This is a genomic window from Methylomonas sp. EFPC1 (genome assembly GCF_016925515.1).
GTDB lineage: Bacteria > Pseudomonadota > Gammaproteobacteria > Methylococcales > Methylomonadaceae > Methylomonas > Methylomonas defluvii.
The window spans coordinates 404,285-421,850 of the sequence record NZ_CP070494.1 but is presented as its reverse complement, the minus strand read 5'-3'; the positions used below and the strand labels follow the sequence as shown (position 1 = coordinate 421,850).

At 53.1% G+C, this 17,566-nt stretch carries 19 protein-coding genes; 3 read left to right on the top strand and 16 right to left on the bottom strand.

The features are described 5' to 3' along the window. Positions 1-117 precede the first annotated feature (117 nt). The 11 genes from JWZ98_RS01935 to JWZ98_RS01885 form a co-directional block, all read right to left on the bottom strand. Positions 118-621 carry a YgjP-like metallopeptidase domain-containing protein gene (locus JWZ98_RS01935; protein ID WP_205452877.1) on the bottom strand — a complete coding sequence of 168 codons (504 nt, stop codon included), beginning with the start codon at positions 619-621 and terminating at the stop codon, positions 118-120. A 25-nt stretch (positions 622-646) separates the two neighbouring features. Beyond that, positions 647-922 (bottom strand): DUF5710 domain-containing protein, encoded by a 276-nt coding sequence (locus tag JWZ98_RS01930; protein WP_205452875.1) that lies wholly within the window; start codon positions 920-922, stop codon positions 647-649. Between the two features lie 155 nt (positions 923-1,077). Further along, positions 1,078-1,227 carry a hypothetical protein gene (locus JWZ98_RS01925; RefSeq protein WP_165385908.1) on the bottom strand — a complete coding sequence of 50 codons (150 nt, stop codon included), beginning with the start codon at positions 1,225-1,227 and terminating at the stop codon, positions 1,078-1,080. A 137-nt stretch (positions 1,228-1,364) separates the two neighbouring features. Then, positions 1,365-2,156: a sterol desaturase family protein gene (locus JWZ98_RS01920; protein ID WP_205452874.1), complete on the bottom strand. Its 792-nt coding sequence runs from the start codon at positions 2,154-2,156 to the stop codon at positions 1,365-1,367. Beyond that, on the bottom strand, positions 2,156-2,839 hold the full coding sequence (locus tag JWZ98_RS01915) for a TIGR04283 family arsenosugar biosynthesis glycosyltransferase (RefSeq protein ID WP_205452872.1): 684 nt from the start codon (positions 2,837-2,839) through the stop codon (positions 2,156-2,158). Before JWZ98_RS01915 ends, JWZ98_RS01920 begins: the two co-directional genes overlap by 1 nt. 93 nt (positions 2,840-2,932) lie before the next feature. Beyond that, positions 2,933-3,214, bottom strand: coding sequence for an antibiotic biosynthesis monooxygenase (locus tag JWZ98_RS01910; RefSeq protein ID WP_205452870.1), 282 nt, complete (start codon positions 3,212-3,214; stop codon positions 2,933-2,935). A gap of 14 nt (positions 3,215-3,228) precedes the next feature. Further along, the gene (locus JWZ98_RS01905; RefSeq protein ID WP_275899162.1) at positions 3,229-3,705 is read right to left on the bottom strand and encodes a cupin domain-containing protein; all 477 of its coding nucleotides are present in this window, start codon (positions 3,703-3,705) and stop codon (positions 3,229-3,231) included. A gap of 57 nt (positions 3,706-3,762) precedes the next feature. Then, the gene (gene murI, locus JWZ98_RS01900) at positions 3,763-4,605 is read right to left on the bottom strand and encodes a glutamate racemase (protein ID WP_205452862.1); all 843 of its coding nucleotides are present in this window, start codon (positions 4,603-4,605) and stop codon (positions 3,763-3,765) included. 28 nt (positions 4,606-4,633) lie between these two features. After that, a complete protein-coding gene (locus tag JWZ98_RS01895; RefSeq protein WP_205452861.1) occupies positions 4,634-5,260 on the bottom strand; it encodes a glutathione S-transferase family protein in 627 nt (208 codons plus the stop codon). A gap of 135 nt (positions 5,261-5,395) precedes the next feature. Continuing rightward, a complete protein-coding gene (locus JWZ98_RS01890; protein WP_205452859.1) occupies positions 5,396-9,358 on the bottom strand; it encodes a CHASE domain-containing protein in 3,963 nt (1,320 codons plus the stop codon). Between the two features lie 186 nt (positions 9,359-9,544). Continuing rightward, on the bottom strand, positions 9,545-10,594 hold the full coding sequence (locus tag JWZ98_RS01885; protein WP_033158566.1) for an NAD(P)-dependent alcohol dehydrogenase: 1,050 nt from the start codon (positions 10,592-10,594) through the stop codon (positions 9,545-9,547). Between the two features lie 135 nt (positions 10,595-10,729). On the opposite strand from JWZ98_RS01885, the gene JWZ98_RS01880 reads away from it, so the two are divergent. Then, positions 10,730-11,431: a hypothetical protein gene (locus tag JWZ98_RS01880; RefSeq protein ID WP_205452855.1), complete on the top strand. Its 702-nt coding sequence runs from the start codon at positions 10,730-10,732 to the stop codon at positions 11,429-11,431. 123 nt (positions 11,432-11,554) lie between these two features. Here JWZ98_RS01880 and JWZ98_RS01875 read toward each other — a convergent pair whose 3' ends face one another. From JWZ98_RS01875 to JWZ98_RS01855, 5 genes are read right to left on the bottom strand one after another with little or no spacing between them, the layout of a single operon-like run. Then, on the bottom strand, positions 11,555-11,800 hold the full coding sequence (locus tag JWZ98_RS01875; RefSeq protein WP_171696737.1) for a YfhL family 4Fe-4S dicluster ferredoxin: 246 nt from the start codon (positions 11,798-11,800) through the stop codon (positions 11,555-11,557). Between the two features lie 2 nt (positions 11,801-11,802). Then, on the bottom strand, positions 11,803-12,288 hold the full coding sequence (gene coaD / locus JWZ98_RS01870; RefSeq protein ID WP_033158564.1) for a pantetheine-phosphate adenylyltransferase: 486 nt from the start codon (positions 12,286-12,288) through the stop codon (positions 11,803-11,805). A gap of 26 nt (positions 12,289-12,314) precedes the next feature. Further along, a complete protein-coding gene (gene rsmD / locus JWZ98_RS01865) occupies positions 12,315-12,899 on the bottom strand; it encodes a 16S rRNA (guanine(966)-N(2))-methyltransferase RsmD (RefSeq protein ID WP_205452854.1) in 585 nt (194 codons plus the stop codon). A 1-nt stretch (position 12,900) separates the two neighbouring features. Beyond that, positions 12,901-14,199 (bottom strand): pitrilysin family protein, encoded by a 1,299-nt coding sequence (locus tag JWZ98_RS01860; protein WP_205452851.1) that lies wholly within the window; start codon positions 14,197-14,199, stop codon positions 12,901-12,903. After that, positions 14,189-15,559, bottom strand: a complete 1,371-nt coding sequence (locus tag JWZ98_RS01855; protein WP_205452850.1) for a pitrilysin family protein — start codon at positions 15,557-15,559, stop codon at positions 14,189-14,191. The genes JWZ98_RS01860 and JWZ98_RS01855 overlap by 11 nt, the downstream gene beginning before the upstream one ends. Positions 15,560-15,666: 107 nt before the next feature. On the opposite strand from JWZ98_RS01855, the gene cyoE reads away from it, so the two are divergent. After that, the gene (gene cyoE, locus JWZ98_RS01850; RefSeq protein WP_205452849.1) at positions 15,667-16,557 is read left to right on the top strand and encodes a heme o synthase; all 891 of its coding nucleotides are present in this window, start codon (positions 15,667-15,669) and stop codon (positions 16,555-16,557) included. Continuing rightward, complete coding sequence (locus JWZ98_RS01845) at positions 16,554-17,552, top strand: glycosyl transferase family protein (RefSeq protein WP_205452848.1); 999 nt, start codon at positions 16,554-16,556, stop codon at positions 17,550-17,552. Before cyoE ends, JWZ98_RS01845 begins: the two co-directional genes overlap by 4 nt. Positions 17,553-17,566: the final 14 nt, after the last annotated feature.

Below are 17,566 nucleotides of genomic sequence, written 5' to 3'. Positions count from 1 at the left end.
ACGCAATAGTGCCACTATAGCCAGGCAAAATTAAGAAATCGCTGCTTGATGGCTGCACACAACCATTCATTCGCGAAGCACGGCCGTAAATCCTTCGCCCGCGGCGCTTGGATCGACTCAATAAATCGTCCGGCCCAAATCCAGACAGGTCAGATAAAGCCGCATATCAAATTCCCATTGGTGATAGTCCGGCGCCATGTGCTCGCATAATTTGTAAAAAGCCTTGTTATGCTGTTTTTCACGCAGATGCGCGAGCTCATGAACGACGATCATCTGCAAAAACTCCGGCGGCGCAATTTTAAAGATCGCACCGATACGAATTTCATTTTTTGCTTTTAAATTGCCGCCCTGCACCCGAGAGACCACGGAATGTAAGCCCAAGGCCTGATGTAACACATCGATTTTGTCGTCGTAAACGACTTTGCTGAGAGGGTTGGATTGCCGCAGAAATTGATTTTTAAGATCCATCGTGTAGACATAAAGCGCCTTGTCGGTCTTTATATCATGCGGCCGGGGATATTTTTTCAGCAGCAACTCGGGCAGTTTGTCGCTGTCGATCAGCGCATGCACTTGCACCGTGATGGCGGGCGCATAGCCAGCTAGGTATTTTAACGGACGCATAAGCTAAAACCGCGCACCGCTTGCTTCAATCCCATGGCGGCTCGTCTCCGTCATAGGCTACGAAGTTTTTATCGCTTGATCGGGTTGTGCCACCGACGACACTGTCGGCTTTTGAATTTTTCGGCTCACCGCCGGGCAATTGACCAACACCTGACTCCACCTGCCATTTGGCAAACAGCGCCACGTCTTTATTGGCGGGGACATACCATTTCTTGACAGCAGCATCCCATCTGGCGCCAAGCGCTTTCGCCGCATCCTTTTCGGCATAGGGTACATTCAGATAAGTTTTCGCGTCAGCCATTTACCGCAGCCGGTCAAAGTTTAATTGCATCGCAATATTGTAAAACATTGCTTATGCAAGCGGCGCGGATAATCCAATATTACCCAGAAAACCTAACGCTGAACGCATTTATCAAAACATCTGCCGGTTCGGCTACGCCGCAGGACAATCCAGTCCTACGGTTTTTTGCGACTCGAACCCATAGTACTGGCAAAAGTGGTCGCCGCGAACAAGGCCGAGGAAACAATAAAATCGCCCGAAATAAACTCGATAACGCCGGTCACAAACACCAGCCCGGTCAAAATGTCTTTATGTAAGCGTTTCATGGTCGCTTCCCGAAGTAATTAAGGCATTTAGACTATATGCCCGCCGACATTAATTAACAATGACACTAAAAACACATTGATTAATCGCTACAAGGAAACAACCCAATAAGCCAAACCGCAAGCCGGTTTAACTGGGCTTATCGACTGCGTAGACGGCGAAACGGCAGCGCCAACAGGCCTACAAAGCCCAACTGCGCACTATCGCGATATTCGGACAAACCTATCATCATGGCAGCCTGTGCTTCGCGCGCTTGTGGACAATAGGTTTTGAACAATCTATCCCAGCATGACAGCGAGAAGCCGTAGTTGCTGTCGGTTTCCGGTTGAAATGCAGAGTGATGAATGCGATGCATGTCGGGTGTCACTATCAAATAGCGCAAGCCGCGCTCCAGCGCAGGCGGCAAGCCGACATTACCGTGATTGAATAACGCGCAACCGTTCAATATCACTTCAAAAGCGATCACCGCGAGCGGATCGACCCCGAGTAACAGCACCAGCGCGACCTTGTAAAGCATGGATAGCATGATTTCCAGGGGATGAAAGCGCACGGCAGTCGTCGTATCGAAATCCATATCGCTATGGTGTACCTGATGCAGCCGCCAAAACCAGCGCCAGCGATGGGCGGCAATATGTTGGGCGTAAATGGCCAAATCCAGCAGCAGCAAACTGAGTGTTATCGACAGCCAATTCGGCACCGACAACGTATTGAATACGCCGATTTGTTGCTCGGCAGCCCAGTTCGCCGCCAGCCAGGCCGCAGCACCCATGCTGAGCCGCATCACGCCGACATTCAGAATCGCCAGTCCCAAATTGACCGGCCAACGGCGGCGGCGCTTTGCCGCCAATCGCCGCTTTGGCCGCAGCCACTCCCAAGCCGCCATTAGCAAAAATATCCCCAAAAACACGCTCAAGCGCACCATTGCTTCCATCACTGCCTCCGATAATACCGCGCTGCCAGTTCATCCGGATTAGCTCCGAAAAAATACCGCAGCCGCAAGCACCACATCAATAAGATCGTTCTGAGGATACCGTGTTGTTGCCAACGCCGCGCGGCAGTGACGACCTTAGTCTTTAAACAGCAAGGTTTACCGAGCTTTTTCAGCGCCGCACTGATGGCAATATCTTCCATCAACGCAATTTCCGGAAAACCGCCCACAGCCTGAAATGCCTGGCGTGTTATGAAGATGGCCTGATCGCCGGTAGCAATACCGGTCAAGCGAGAGCGCGCGTTCATCATGCCGGCGATCAATTTAAAAATGGCTTGTGGGCTGTCGAATTGCACATCAAAACGCCCCCACGACCAGCCTTGCGCGACCTCAGACAAAATTAAAGCGATAGCCTGATCCGGCAGCCGGGTATCGGCATGCAAAAACAGCAACACGTCGGCTTGGGCGTGATGCGCACCCAGGTTCATCTGCCTGGCCCGGCCAGGCTGACTGGGCAAAATCTGATCGACCAAAGGCTTCGCAATAAGCGGGCTGGCATCACGACTGCCGCCATCGACCACCAGCAATTCGCAGCGCGATCTCAGCACCTGCAAGGCTTGCAACGTATCGGCAAGCCGCGCCGCCTCGTTGACTACCGGAATGACAATACTAATCTGAGGTTTCATTGCGCTAGCACATCTTCGTCAGCGCTACCGATTACAGTTCGTTGCTAACAGAGGCAGCAACGCTTATACCAGTAGCATTCAGCAAGGCCGAGATTAAAGCATGCCCCGCTCTATCTCTTGCAAATAGATAAATTCCGGGGCTTTTACCCCGGCCTGTTTTCTGATTTCCACCAACTCGGGGGATTCGAAAAAGCGCCGGGCGTTGTCCAGCGAGGTCCAGGCAGAAAAATGCACGATATTATTGGCATCGTCGTCGTAGCGCAGCAGTTGGTAGCTGATTTCTCCGGCGCGTTTTCTGATCTCGGCGGCCTGATCGAAAATCTGCTTCCAGGCCGGATAGTCGGCGACCTCATGGATGATTAATACGTGTGGCATGCAAACTCCGTTTTTTAGTATGGCTCGCCGTCTTTGTGGGCAAAACGCCAGCTCCCGTCGACTGACATCGCTTGTAAATCGTCGTCCGGATAAATGACTGCGTCTCCGGCCGTCCTGTCCCCAACTTCCAGATACTGCACGTCTGCGTTCGAGCGATTCAGCAACTGGTGCGCATTGCCGGTGCCGGCTTTAAATCCCGCGCACATACCCGGCGCCAGCTCGGTTTCGCCTGCATCCGTCACCAATGTCGGATGGCCTTGCAATATATAAATAAACTCGTCTTGCCGCGAATGGCTGTGCCGCAACGCCGATCTGGCGCCGGGTGCTAGCGTGCTTAGATTGACGCCGAAGTTTGCCAGATCAAATAAATCGCCAAGGCGGCGCTTCTCCCGTCCCGTCATGCGCGAGGCAAACGGTTCCGGATACAGCGAGGTGGTGCGTGGCTCGACATCTGCCGCCGACACGGCTATTGGAGTGTGTTTATCGTTCATGGTGGCCTGCAAATGGAAGAAAACCGGTTCGAACGGTTTATTAAAAATCCGGGGAGACTAGCCCAAAGCTGCCGAACCGATCTGCTTGCCCTTAGCGCTCCGAGCAATCGCCTGAACAAGCACAGGGCTACCCCAGAGCGCGGATATGATCGGGCTGGCCTCTTCGACCGCGGTGCTGGAAAAAAAGCGGACCTCTGCGGTTCGCTCGCCGGAATCAGGCCTAAGGTTGCCTTGCAGACGCCGCACCAGCTCTTTTGCCACGGCGGTGGCCGGGTCGATTATCGTCAGATCCGGCCCCACAATGTCCCGAATCAGCTCTGCCAGAAACGGGTAATGCGTGCAGCCTAATACGATGGTATCGGCACCAGCCAACAGCAACGGCGACAGGTAACCAACCAAAAGCTCGCGCGTCGTATCGCTGTGCAATTGGACTTTTTCAACTTGTTCGACCAAACCGGGACAAGGCTGCAACAATATTTCAATGTCCTGACCATAGGCCGCGCACAGCCTGGCGACGCTGGGGCTGGCCAGCGTGCGGCTGGTGGCCAGTACGCCGACCACTCCGGATTGGGTGGTTTGCGCCGCCGGCTTGATGGCCGGCTCCATCGCTACTACCGGCACCGGACACCACGCGCGCAGTTTTTCGATTGCGACCACGGTGGCGGTGTTGCAGGCCACTACGATGGCCTTCACGCCGGCATCAAGCAGCCGCTCGGTGATCGTTGTCGCCCTATCCGCAATAAACTCCGCGTCGCGGTCGCCGTAGGGCGCGTAGCCGGAATCGGCCACATACAACAAGTCTTCCATGGGCAGTTCCGCACGGATGGCTCGCAGCACGGACAGGCCGCCGACGCCGGAATCGAATACGCCAATGGGGGCCTCGGTGCGCAACACTGTCATGGATGGATGCTTTCTATTATCCAATCGATCAGACCTGGCGCTGTTGCAAATATTCTTCGTTGAGACGAATGGCTTGCAGGGCTGCCGGGCGGGCGTAGATGCGCGCCACATAATCCTCGAACAACGGACGTTTCTCGATGCTGCCGAACATCATGCCCCAACCCAGCTGCGAGCCGACATACACGTCCGCGGCGGTAAATTGCTCGCCGCAAATGTAAGGTCCGGGCCGCAGGGCTGTTTCGACGGCGGCTAAGGTCGCTTCGTAACTACCGAAACCGACAAAGCCGCTTTTGCCCTCTGGCACTTGCCAACCCAGCGTCTTGGCGGTAACGGCTTGCTCCAGCGGACCGGCCGCGAAAAACAACCAACGGAAATAGTCGGCGCGCGCGGGATGGTTTGCGGCCGGCAGCAGATTTTTCTGCGGAAAGCGATCCGCCAAATACGCGCAAATGGCGGCAGTTTCCGTGACGAACGCTGTGCCGTGTTTCAGCGCCGGCACCTTGCCCATTGGATTGACAGCCAGATAGTCGGCATTTTTCATCTCGGCGCCGAACGCCAACCAGACCGTTTCGTAAGGCTCGCTGATTTCTTCCAGCATCCAGTGAGCGATGCGCCCACGCGACTGCGGATTGGTATAAAACACCAGATCGTTCATTGTGCGTTCTCCTTGGCGGGAATTTGAACTAAAGGCAATATGGCGGCGGATTTTACACCGATAAACTGGACCTGACTCAGACGATATTTTGGGACCAGCTGTAGACACTGTTCCATCAGGAACAATGTCAAGCGACTATCCCAACGGTTCCAGTGCAGTCAGCGCTTCGGTCATTATCCGTTTGAATTCGGCGTAGTCAGCAGGATTTAAACTGTCCTGCTTGAGTGACAGACAAAATCTCGTCGCGGCCTGCTCCACACGATTTGCCCCCAAGTTAGCGGCAACGCCTTTCAAACCGTGCAGCACGTCTCGCGCCTTTTGCAAATCGCGCTTCTCCAGCAAATCATCCAGCGCTATCAAGGTGCTTGCGGTGCTATTTCTGAAACTGCCCAGCAACTCGCTCAAAAAGCTTTCGTCGCCATCCAGCAAATCCAGCGTGTTGCTGAAATCAAAACCGGGCAAATCTCGTAAGCAAAACGCTGAAACGTCACGCGCATTTGTAACAGGCCCGTTTACCGAAGCGCCAATCGGACTTCGACCTATCTGCTGGCACAACACCTTAACCAACTGCATCGGCTGAATCGGCTTGACCACAAACTCGTTCATACCGCTGGCCAGGCATTTGTCCCGCTCCTCTTGGGTCACGCCAGCACTCAGCGCGATAATCGGTAGCGATTTATACTCGGGGTTAAGGCGGATCTGTTCGGTGGCGGCCAGGCCGCTCATCACCGGCATATGAATATCCATCAGCACTGCATCATAAGCGTGCTCTGCCAGCATGGCCAAGGCGTCACGGCCGTTACCGGCAAGATCGACACTAACCCCGCATAAGGCCAAAAATTCCTGCAAAATTTTCTGATTGATAGCATGGTCTTCGGCCACCAAGATACGCATGCCCCGCAATGCGCTACCTTGATCGGCAAGCGTCTTAGACAAGCCACCGGCCTGGGTGTCGGTATCCGGCCGCGCCGCCGGCAAATCGGTTTGCTGCGCGCTAACGCCCAGAATTAAGTCAAAACTAAAATTCGAACCCTGCCCCGGCTTACTTTCGACATGAAAATCGCTGCCCATTAGTTGCAGCAACTTTTGGCTGATGCTCAAGCCCAAGCCTGTACCACCGAAGCGGCGAGTAATCGACGCATCCAACTGACTGAAGGAATGGAACAACTTAGGCAGATCCGCTTCGGGAATACCGATACCGGTATCCACAACGCTAAATCGTAGCCTGGCTTGAGCCTCGTTTAAATCCAGCAAGGCCACCCGCAAACTGACACTGCCTTGCTCAGTAAACTTCAGCGCATTTCCCACCAGATTGGAGAGAATCTGTTGCAAACGCAACGCATCCCCCACCAAACTTAAGGGCACATCCGGCGCAACGTCTATCTTGATGTCCAGGCATTTTTCCGCGGCGTACAAGGCAAACAGATTATGCAGGTTATCCAATACGGTATTCAGGTTGAATTCGACCTGTTCGAGTCCCAGTTTACCGGCCTCCATTTTGGAGAAGTCGAGAATGTCGTTGAGTATGCCGAGTAAACTGACGGAACTGCTGTAAATCTTTTGCAGATAATCTCTTACCTCAGCGGATACCGGCTTATTCAATGCTAACTGCGACAACCCGATCACCGCGTTCATCGGCGTGCGGATTTCGTGGGACATGTTCGCCAGAAACTCCGATTTGAAGGCTGCCATGCTCTCGGCGGTTTCTTTGGCTTCGATCAAGGCCTGCTCCACCCGCTTTTGCTCGCTTAGATCGCGCACCACGCTTTGTAATACCAAGTGGCCGTCCAGACTAACCCGCGCCAGCGTCACCAAAGCCGGAAAAATACGACCGTCGGCACGCTTATGCAGCCACTCGAATTCCAAGTGGCCGTTTTTGATCGCCGTAGCCATATACTCGTTCGCCAATTCTACCGAATCCCTGCCGTTTGCCTGATTTGGCGGCGAAACTTTACCGGGGTGCAAGCGGCAAAACTCGGACACAGCGTCGTAACCAAACAAATCCAAGGTGGCCTGATTGCAATCCAGAAATCCACTACTATCGGCCATCATGACCGCATCGCTGGAACTGTTGAACAGCTTTCGATACTTCAACTCACTTTGTCGCAGCACTTCTTTATTGGCTTTGGCTTGGGTGACATCCTCGGCAATAAACCAAATATAATCCTGATCCTCGGTACCGGCGACTTTGGTGCCGCTTAGTTGCAACGATACCGGCCGCCCTCTTTTATGGATAAACGTCGCTTCGTCCGAACCATACTGCCCGGTTCTGGCTAACCAACTTAATTGTTCGGCCAAACTCTGGTCTTTATCGGCAGATAAACTCATGTAATCGAGCCGTTGAAGTTCTTCTTCCGTGTAACCGGTCATGCGTTGAAAAGCATGATTGAATTCAACGAATTTGCCGTGCACGTCCAGCAAAGCGATGCCTAAGGGCGACAGCTCGTATAAGTCGCGGAGCTTTTGGCCTTTTTCCGCCAAACGAATATACGCATCCTTTAAACTTGAGTTTGCCGCATCAAGCTGAGCGGTGCGCTGATCGACCAGTGCCGCCACCATAGCCGCCCTGCCGGTGGCGGATAACAAGTACACGCTTAGTAGCATGGTAAACAGCAATCCGCCCAACAACACCAGCCACGGTAACCAGGAGGCATGCGTCGCAATGAATACGGCTTCCGGCTGGACAATCACTTCCAACAAGCGATTGCCAAAACGGATGGAATGCCTGAACTCATTAACACCGGTCGTCAATGCTTTCAGCGCTCCGTATAACGGTATAGCTTGGTTTTCCGCATCGTAATACAGTAGCGCCACGTTCATATCGTCAAGATTTAAGTCTTGCATGGCCGCCTTCACCAAGGAATCGATACGCACCACTGTAGACAAAAACCCGCTAAACGCCGGCTCCGAACTGTTGGCATTAGTCAAGTATACAGGCATCATCAGCAATAAGGCTTGATTGGCTTGCCCGTCCTGCACCAGTTGAATAGGCCGGGTGACGCTGACTGCTTGGCTGGCCCTGGCTTCCGTCAGCGCTGCTCGGCGATTGGCCTCCGAATTCAAGTCAAAGCCCAGCGCCAGCTTATTGGTTGATAAAGGCTCGATAAAGGTAACCGGGAAATACTCGGTACGCTCCTGAGCTTTGGTGAACTGGCGATCCGCACCTAATTCCTTGATCGTAAAATCTTTATATCCTTCGTCGCGGATCGATTGTTCGTAAGACGCCCGCTGTTCGCTGGGGATCTGCGATACCCAGCTCAGCGCTTGAATGTGCGGATTCTGTGTCAGGATGCCATTGGCAAAAACGCCGAATTTATCCCGGTCTACCGGTCCGGCCGCTTGAAAGAAACTATTGAGCGAAAAAGACGCTTTTAACACGGCGGAAAAGTTGTCTGCCAAGGCTTTATTAACCGCACCGGCATTGCTGTCAAATTGCAGTTGCAGCCGACTGTCTTCCGCTCGCAAAACCAATAGAAAAGTAATGATCAGCCCGGCCAACATGGCTACCAGCGGCATAGCCACACCTACCAGCCGGGGACGCCAAAGCGCTCTTGGCTCTGCAAACCAGCAAAAAACCAAAGGCGATATAATGATGGCTCCGAGACAATCGCCTATCCACCAATTCCACCAAGCCACCAAAACATTGGCATCGGTTAAAACACCGAATCCAAGCAAGGTGCTGACCCCGACGGTGGCGGCGATCAAGCAAGTCAAAGGCCCGACTAGTAACACATACCGAAAAATGTTTTTGCCTTTATCCAAACGCGGTACGCCGGTCCCTAGAAAGCGTTGCGACAGCCAAGCACCGGTCAATGCTTGCAATGTGCTGCCGATCGCGATGCCCATCGCGACGAAGACCGTCGGCGGCGTTAATTCGCCGCTTAAATCATATCCTTGCGAGAGATTGGTCAGGAACGAGCCGCACCCTATCGCCGGCCAGATTTTCTTACCCCAGAGCAACACCGCTGCCAGCGCAATGCCGGCCGGCGGCCAAATCGGACTGGCATAGCCTGGCGGTAAGGCTAGGCGCAACCCAGCCCAACCCGCCACGGCAATAATTGCTGTCAGAAAAATAAATCGGTAAAAGCTCAAACGCATTCCTTCTCTGCCCAACAAGCCAAGAAAAGTGAGAGAAGGTGATTATAGGTCAAATGTTTTGCTAGGGATGCGGATAGGCCAAAACCTGGGCCATCCGGCATTGCGAGGACTCATCGCTAATCCAGTTTAGCAACTGGGCTCCCGGCTGCGCGGGAGCGACGATATTTAGGAGCTTGGGATAGTGCGTCAGCCCGGCAGGGTCGCCATATCGATCACAAAGCGGTATTTCACGTCGCTTTTCAACATACGTTGATAGGCGTCATTGATGCCGGCCATCGGAATCAGCTCAATATCGGACACGATGCCGTGCTCTGCGCAGAAATCCAGCATTTCCTGGGTCTCACGGATGCCACCGATCAGCGACCCAGCCAGTGCGCGGCGACGGAATATCAGGTTGCCGACGTTCGGCGAGGGATGCGGCTCGGACGGTACGCCGACCAGGCACATCGTGCCGTCGCGCTTCAACAGGCTTAAATATTGATCCAGATCGTGCTGCGCGGCGACGGTATTTAAAATGAAATCAAAGCTGTTTAAATGCTTTTCCATCTCGTCGGCGTTTTTTGAAATTACTACCTCGCTCGCCCCCAAGCGTTTGGCATCCGCTTCCTTGCCTGGCGATGTCGTAAACAGCACGACTTCCGCGCCAAAGGCATGGGCAAACTTCACGCCCATATGCCCCAGACCGCCCAAACCGACGATGCCAACCTTATGGCCCTTGCCGATTTGCCAATGCCGCAAAGGCGAATAGGTCGTAATACCGGCGCACAGCAGGGGCGCTACCGCCGCCAACTCCAGCTTATCGGACACTTGCAACACAAACCCCTGATCGACCACGATCTGATTCGAGTAGCCGCCGTAAGTCATTTTGCCGGTGTATTTGTCCGGACTGTTGTAAGTGAACACCGTTTGGTCGCAAAACTGTTCCTGATGATCAAGGCAATCGGGACAGACGCCGCAGGAATCCACCATGCAGCCTACCCCGGCCAAATCACCCACCTTAAAATGAGTCACTTGGGAGCCGACTTCCACGACCCGACCGACAATTTCGTGGCCCGGCACTATCGGAAATGTCGTGCCGCGCCATTCGTTGCGTACTTGATGCAAGTCGCTATGGCAAACCCCGCAATACAGAATTTCGATACGCACATCCTCGGAACCGGGTTGCCGGCGTTCGAAATGAAACGAGCGCAGCGGGGTTTGCGGGTTGTAGGCAGCATAGCCAACACTTTTGAGCATATCGATCTCCTAAGAATAACGTTTTAAAACGGATCATTACCACTGCTCTTGAATGCGTGTGTAATAATTGAAAGAAAAGGAAACTTTAATTTTGTTTAATGGACTTTAGCTTAATTATTCGGTTGGGAGTAACAAGTGATCCATAACGTAGCAGAAACGGTTTTTGGACATGCCGGATGGCGTGATCTGAGAAATAACATTAATCTCTGGATACAATTCCTAACAAATTTTCGCCGACGACTGATTTCTAGGGGAAAACTTAAAAAAGCGAGTGGAAATCAACTTCTAATTAACTTCGGTTGCGGAAACCTTGCAAAAGAAAACTGGATCAATATAGACATGACGGACAGCCAGGGTGTCTACTTTCATGACTTGCGTAATCTTATTCCGCTGAATAGTCAATGTGCTAAGCACATTCATTGCGAACACTTTCTAGAGCATTTGGAATACTCCTATGCGAAAAAATTACTTAGAGAGTGCTATCGACTACTCGAAAATGGCGCCACGCTCAGACTAATCGTGCCCGACGCTGAAAAATACTTGAAAGCTTACTGCTTTGACGACAAAGAATTTTTCGAACAACTTAAAAATTTGGGAGGCAGCCCAAAGCCATACGACACAAAAATGGAAATCATTAACCAAATGTTCCGAATGGACGACGACCACAAGTTTGCCTGGGATTTCGAAACGTTGAAGCTCGCTTTATCGGAAGCTGGTTTCACGCAGATCAATCGCTCCGAGATAGGCGATATTGAAGCTCAATACAACATTGATGGTACCGACTGGTGGCGTCCCGTAGAGAGTTTATATATTAATGCCACTAAATCTAATACCTAAAAACGAGTTATCGAAAGAAAAATAACGAGCTCATCAAAAAGCATTTGTTTCATCGTTCTCGTAAAACCTAGCCCCCCACATTCGGGCGCGGGGGGCTAAGAGTTTTTCGAGGCAGTCCAGTTGTTAACTTGTCAGTTTCAAATACTTCTTGTACAGGCTGTCCTTGTCCTCGACCACATCCGGATCTTTATCGATACAATCCACCGGACAAACTTCCATGCACTGCGGCTTGTCATGATGACCGACGCACTCGGTGCATAGGGACGGGTTGATCACGTATATATCATCGCCTTGCGAAATGGCGCCGTTCGGGCACTCCGGTTCGCAGACATCGCAGTTGATACAGTCGTCGCTGATAATGAGCGCCATAATTACTCCTCGGAAAATTTTTCGGTTAAGCGTTGTTTGACCACATCAGGCACGAAGCTGGACACATCGCCGTTCAATTGGGCGATCTCGCGGATCATGCTGGACGAGATAAATTCGTATTGTTCGGCCGGGGTCAGAAACACCGTTTCAATATCGGGCGACAAACGGCGGTTCATGCCGGCCAATTGAAATTCGTATTCAAAATCGGACACCGCGCGCAAGCCGCGGATGATGACGCTGGCTTGATGTTGCTTGGCACATTCGACCAACAAGGTGTCGAAGCCAATCACGCGGACGTTGCTGAACTCGGTGACCACTTCCTGAATCAACGCCACGCGCTCTTCCAAGGAAAACAGTGGCTGTTTGCCGCGGCTGACCGCGACGGCAACAATCACATGCCGGTAAAGCCGGGAAGCGCGGTGGATCAAGTCCAGGTGACCATTGGTGATGGGATCGAAGGTGCCGGGATAAATCGCGGTAATGTTCATCGGCTTTGGAAACAGGCAAAAGCGGCTTATTTTAAACCATTCGCCGCGGCAAAAGTATCCGATTGCTTTTGCAGCAGGTGGTAGCTGACTTCGCCAGCCGTCTTGGCTTTCAACAATCGCCAGCCGACCGGCAGATCATCCAACGGCCGCTTGCGCTCACATTCCAGGTAGATTTTGGCGTAATCGGCCAGCCAGCCTTGGGCGTCCAATAGTCGGCAGGTCTGCCCGATCAAACCTTGTCCGAACGGCGGATCGAGGAACACCAAGTCGAACGGTTGAGCCGGCGCGTTTAGAAATTGCCCAACGTCTTGCTGTACCACCTGAATCTGTGTCGCCGCCAGTTTAGCGATGTTCTCGCGCAGCTTTTGGCAACTGGCAGGGTTGTTTTCCACTTGCACCACGTGCCTAGCACCGCGCGAGGCAGCTTCGACGCCCAACGCGCCGCTACCGGCGTACAAATCCAGACAGCGGCTATTCAGAACATCAGCTTGCAGCCAGTTGAACAAGGTCTCCCGCACCCGCGACGGCGTCGGTCGCAAACCCGGCGCGTCGTCGAATACGATTTGCCGGCTGCGCCATTCGCCGCCGATGATGCGGATTTGGTTAGACATTTTATTTACCAGCACCGACCGTTACGGTTTGCAACAACTCCGGTTTTACCCGACGCTTGAACGCATCCTTGATTTGCTCGATGCTGACAGCTTCGACATTGCTCTGAAAGGTATCCAGATAGTCCAGCGGCTGCTGATAAAACCCAATCATCGCTACGTAATCGGTCAGCTTGCTGTTTGTATCGAAGCGCATCGCAAAACCACCTGTGATGTTTTGCTTGGCGGCGGTCAGTTCCTTATCGCTGGGGCCTTTATCGAGAAACTCGTTGAAGGTCTTCAGCAACACATCCAAAGCCTGTTCGGTTTGGTCATTGCGGGTTTGCAAACTCATCATGAACGGGCCTTGCCGATACATCGGAGCGAATACGCTGTAAGCACCGTAGGCCAGCCCGCGCTTCTCCCGCACCTCTTCGAACAAACGAGAAACCATGCTGCCGCCCCCCAGAATATGGTTACCCACATATAAGGCAAAATAATCCGGGTCCTTGCGATAGGTGCCGGGCAAGCCGACCAGTACGTGGGTTTGCGTGGACGGAAACTCGATGTGCTGTTTGCTGGCTTTATTCGGCATCGTCACCGCCGGAATTTCGGCGGGCTTGCTACCAACCGGCAACTTGCTTAGTACCTGGTTAGCGGTTTGTTCGGCTTGCTCGCGGCTAACGTCACCGACGATAACTACCATGGCGTTGGCCGCCACATAGTATTTTTGATAAAAGCTTTTCAGATCGTCGGCGCTAAAACCGGCCACGGTTTCCACCACGCCCGCTTCCGGATGTGCATAGGGATGATCGCCGTACAAGGCTTTGTTGAACGCGATGCCGGCCAGTTCGCCCGGCGATTCTTCGCGGTGTTTCAAACCGGCCAGCGTGCGGGCTTTTTCCCGCTCGAAATCGGCTTGATTAAAGGCCGGCTTGCTCAATACGGTCTCGAAGGTCGCCAAAGCTTTGTCGAACAAGGCTTTTTCGGTCAAGGTCCGTATCGCCAGCCAAGCCATATCTTCATTGACACCAGCTGAATAATTGGCGCCTACCGATTCGAAACGCTGGGCGATGTCGTCGGCGCTCAAGTCGCCGGCCCCACTATCCAGCAAGGCGGAGGTCAGCGCAGCGACACCGAACTGCGCTTCGTCGCGGGCGCTGCCGGCATCGAATACCACCCGCACATCGACCATCGGCAAGCCGGCGGTGCGCACGTAGTAAACCCTACTGCCTTGCGGGGTTTGCCAGTTTTCGATTTTCGCGGCGGACCAAACGGTCTGGCTCAACAGCAATAGTGCCAAACCAATTAAATTAAAACGCATGATGGCCTCCTATGGCTTTTGCAGGTTTGGCGGCTTGGGTGATCGGCTGCGGATCGAGATAGGCGACGGTGAGCGTGTCTTCGATCAAGTATTTACGCGCCACTTCCCTGACCTGCTCGGCGGTGACTTGATTGATCTTATCGACATACTCGTCAGCTTTCTGCCAGCCGATACCCACGGTTTCCAGCGTGCCCAATTGCATGGCTTGATAGAAGTTGGAGTCTTTCTGATAGACCGCGCTGGCCAATACTTGCGCCTTGATGCGTTGCAATTCATCCTTGTCGATCAACTGGTTCTTGAGTTGATATACCTCGTCCAGCAAAGCATATTCCAGATCAAATACGGTTTTACCTTCGGCAGGGGTGGCTTCCAACAGGAACACCTCGGGCAAGCGCGAAGTGAAGTCGTAACCCGCACCAGCCGACACCGCAATTTGCTTGCCTCTGATCAGGCGTGAAGACAGCCGGGCACTATCACCACCGTCCAGCACACCCGCCAGCACTTCCAGCGCGTATGCCTCCCATTCCGGCTTGGCGGTTTTCAGTACCGGGACTTTATAGCCCATCATCAGGTAGGGCAGTTTGGCGGGCGCTTTCACGGTGATGCGCCGCACGCCGCGTTGTTCGCTTTCGTCTTGCGGTTTCACAGGCTTCAACACGCTGGGTTGCAGCGGCGCAAAATATTGCTCGGCCAGCTTTTCGACTTGCAACGCATCGACGTCACCCACCACCACCAGCGTGGCGTTATTGGGTGCGTACCATTGTTGATACCAGGCTTGCAGGTCTTCGACTTTATAATTGGCGATGTCGGACGGCCAACCGATAACCGGGTTTTGATATGGGCTGTTGGTGAAAGCCGTAGCCATGAATTGCTCATGTACTTTCGAACGAGGCTGATCGTCGGTGCGCATGCGCCGTTCTTCGGTCACTACTTCCAGTTCTTTTTTCAGTTCCTCGGCTTTTAAGTCCAGATTGCGCATCCGGTCGCTTTCCAGTTTAAAGCTGATTTCCAGACGCGATTTTTCCAAGGTTTGGAAATAAGCGGTGTAATCCTGACCGGTAAAGGCATTTTCGTTGCCGCCATTTTCGGCGATGATTCGGGAAAACTCGCCAGCCGGATATTTTTGGGTGCCTTTGAACATCATGTGTTCCAGCATGTGCGAAATACCGGTGATGCCGCCGGGCTCGTAACTGGACCCGACCTTGTACCAAACTTGCGATACTACCACCGGCGAACGATGGTCCTCCTTTACCAGTAGTTTCAAGCCGTTGCTGAAAACATGTTCGTGTACCTTGCCGGCCTCGGCATGCGCCGCGACAGCAGGGCAAAGCAGCGCTAACGCCGCGAGCCTATAGTTCATAAATCCCTCGTTGACTAAAAGATGGTGAGCGCTTGTGATTATTTTAATAATCAATGGTTCACTGTTATTCTATATGTTTAAAGACCCGCAAATCTATTTGGTACTTGATGACCGACACCACTTCAGCGCTATCCTGGAAAGACTACTTAGAACTCTGTAAGCCCAGAGTCGTGGCATTGATCGTGTTTACCGCTATCGTCGGCATGTTGCTGGCCGTACCAGGCATGCCGCCGCTGGATAACTTTTTCTACGGCAGCATAGGCATCGCCCTGGCGGCATCCTCGGCAGCGGCGATCAATCATTTCATCGACCAAAAAGCCGATGCGCAAATGGGCCGCACCAAGAATAGACCACTACCCACCGGTCATTTGAACTCGCACCAGGTATTGGTATTCGCCAGCTTTATCGGCCTTGTAGCGATGGCGATATTGACCATCAAAATCAACGTATTGACCGCCTTTCTGACCTTTTTGTCACTGATCGGCTACGCGCTGATTTATACGGTATACCTTAAAAAATTAACGCCGCAGAATATCGTCATCGGCGGCGCGGCCGGCGCAGCGCCGCCGGTGTTGGGCTGGGCGGCGATTACCGGCGAAGTGCATCCGCATGCGTTGTTGCTGTTTTTAATTATCTTCGTTTGGACCCCGCCGCATTTCTGGGCTTTGGCCATCGCCAAACGCGAGGAATACGCCAAGGTTTCCATCCCGATGCTGCCGGTGACGCACGGCGTGGAATTCACCCGCCTACAGATTTTGCTTTACACCATTTTGTTGCTGATTAGTACGCTGCTGCCCTATCTAACCGGCATGAGCGGCGTGATTTATTTGCTGGCCGCTGTGGTATTAGGCTTGGGTTTTATCTATTACGCCGTGCAAATGATGCGTAAAAAAGACAATAAAACCGCGATGCGCACCTTCGGCTACTCCATTGTTTATCTGATGCTGATTTTCGCGGCATTGCTGATCGATCATTACTTCCCACTGTCATTCTCATGAGCTTGTTGACCCAGGAACATCCGTTCGCGGAATTTATCAAGATACTCGGCAAGGGCAAGAAAGGCGCCCGGCCGCTGACCCAAGACGAAGCCTATCGGGCGATGCAAATGATATTGGCCGACGGCCAGGTCGAGCCGATTCAACTCGGCGCATTTTTGATGCTGATGCGGGTGAAGGAAGAAACCTGCGAAGAGCTAGCCGGCTTCGTGCAAGCCGCGCGGGAAAGCTTCGCCTTCGAATCCAAAGTGGCGGTGGACTTGGACTGGTCGTCTTACGCCGGCAAACGCCGCCATCTGCCCTGGTTTTTATTATCCACATTACTGCTGGCCGAGAACGGCATCAGGGTCTTCATGCACGGCGCCGGCGGCCATACCGAAGGGCGTTTGTACACCGAAAATGTGCTGCAAGCATTAGGCATCAAGGCTGCCACGTCAATAACCGAAGCCGGCCAGCAATTGCAGCACGACAATTTCAGCTATCTGTCGCTGGAATATATTTGCCCAAAACTGTACGACATGATCAATCTGCGACCGATTATGGGCTTGCGTTCGCCAGTACATACTTTGGTTAGATTGTTGAACCCGTTCGACGCCACAGCCAGCATTCAAGGCATTTTCCATCCCAGCTACCGGCAGGTTCATCAAAAAGCCGCGCTGTTACTGAACCAGAAATACATGGCGGTGTTAAAAGGCGAAGGCGGCGAAACCGAGCGCAATCCGGACGTCGAGTGTCTGGTGCAAAGTGTCAATAACGGCGAGCTTAACGACGAGACCTGGCCGGCCCTATTCGAACGCCGACACATGAAAGCCGAAGACATGGACCCGCAGTTATTGGCGCAATGCTGGCGTGGAGAGCTTAACGACGAATTTGGCGAGGCAACCGTGATAGCGACTGCGGCGGTGGCATTGAAGCTAATCGGCAAAGCCGACGACCAAGAACAAGCCCAACAATTGGCGACGGACTTTTGGACGAAGCGCAATCGGCAGCGTTTTTAAATCTCAGCCCGACC

Excerpts from the sequence above, each read along its gene's own strand:
- JWZ98_RS01905 (WP_275899162.1), bottom strand. The coding sequence starts at position 3,705 with ATGAACGATAAACACACTCCAATAGCCGTGTCGGCGGCAGATGTCGAG.
- JWZ98_RS01890 (WP_205452859.1), bottom strand. The coding sequence starts at position 9,358 with ATGCGTTTGAGCTTTTACCGATTTATTTTTCTGACAGCAATTATTGCC.
- JWZ98_RS01915 (WP_205452872.1), bottom strand. The coding sequence starts at position 2,839 with ATGAAACCTCAGATTAGTATTGTCATTCCGGTAGTCAACGAGGCGGCG.
- JWZ98_RS01875 (WP_171696737.1), bottom strand. The coding sequence starts at position 11,800 with ATGGCGCTCATTATCAGCGACGACTGTATCAACTGCGATGTCTGCGAA.
- JWZ98_RS01935 (WP_205452877.1), bottom strand. The coding sequence starts at position 621 with ATGCGTCCGTTAAAATACCTAGCTGGCTATGCGCCCGCCATCACGGTG.
- murI (WP_205452862.1), bottom strand. The coding sequence starts at position 4,605 with ATGACAGTGTTGCGCACCGAGGCCCCCATTGGCGTATTCGATTCCGGC.
- JWZ98_RS01925 (WP_165385908.1), bottom strand. The coding sequence starts at position 1,227 with ATGAAACGCTTACATAAAGACATTTTGACCGGGCTGGTGTTTGTGACC.
- JWZ98_RS01845 (WP_205452848.1), top strand. The coding sequence starts at position 16,554 with ATGAGCTTGTTGACCCAGGAACATCCGTTCGCGGAATTTATCAAGATA.
- JWZ98_RS01920 (WP_205452874.1), bottom strand. The coding sequence starts at position 2,156 with ATGGAAGCAATGGTGCGCTTGAGCGTGTTTTTGGGGATATTTTTGCTA.
- JWZ98_RS01895 (WP_205452861.1), bottom strand. The coding sequence starts at position 5,260 with ATGAACGATCTGGTGTTTTATACCAATCCGCAGTCGCGTGGGCGCATC.
- JWZ98_RS01885 (WP_033158566.1), bottom strand. The coding sequence starts at position 10,594 with ATGCTCAAAAGTGTTGGCTATGCTGCCTACAACCCGCAAACCCCGCTG.
- JWZ98_RS01855 (WP_205452850.1), bottom strand. The coding sequence starts at position 15,559 with ATGAACTATAGGCTCGCGGCGTTAGCGCTGCTTTGCCCTGCTGTCGCG.
- cyoE (WP_205452849.1), top strand. The coding sequence starts at position 15,667 with ATGACCGACACCACTTCAGCGCTATCCTGGAAAGACTACTTAGAACTC.
- JWZ98_RS01930 (WP_205452875.1), bottom strand. The coding sequence starts at position 922 with ATGGCTGACGCGAAAACTTATCTGAATGTACCCTATGCCGAAAAGGAT.
- JWZ98_RS01860 (WP_205452851.1), bottom strand. The coding sequence starts at position 14,199 with ATGCGTTTTAATTTAATTGGTTTGGCACTATTGCTGTTGAGCCAGACC.
- rsmD (WP_205452854.1), bottom strand. The coding sequence starts at position 12,899 with ATGTCTAACCAAATCCGCATCATCGGCGGCGAATGGCGCAGCCGGCAA.
- JWZ98_RS01910 (WP_205452870.1), bottom strand. The coding sequence starts at position 3,214 with ATGCCACACGTATTAATCATCCATGAGGTCGCCGACTATCCGGCCTGG.
- coaD (WP_033158564.1), bottom strand. The coding sequence starts at position 12,288 with ATGAACATTACCGCGATTTATCCCGGCACCTTCGATCCCATCACCAAT.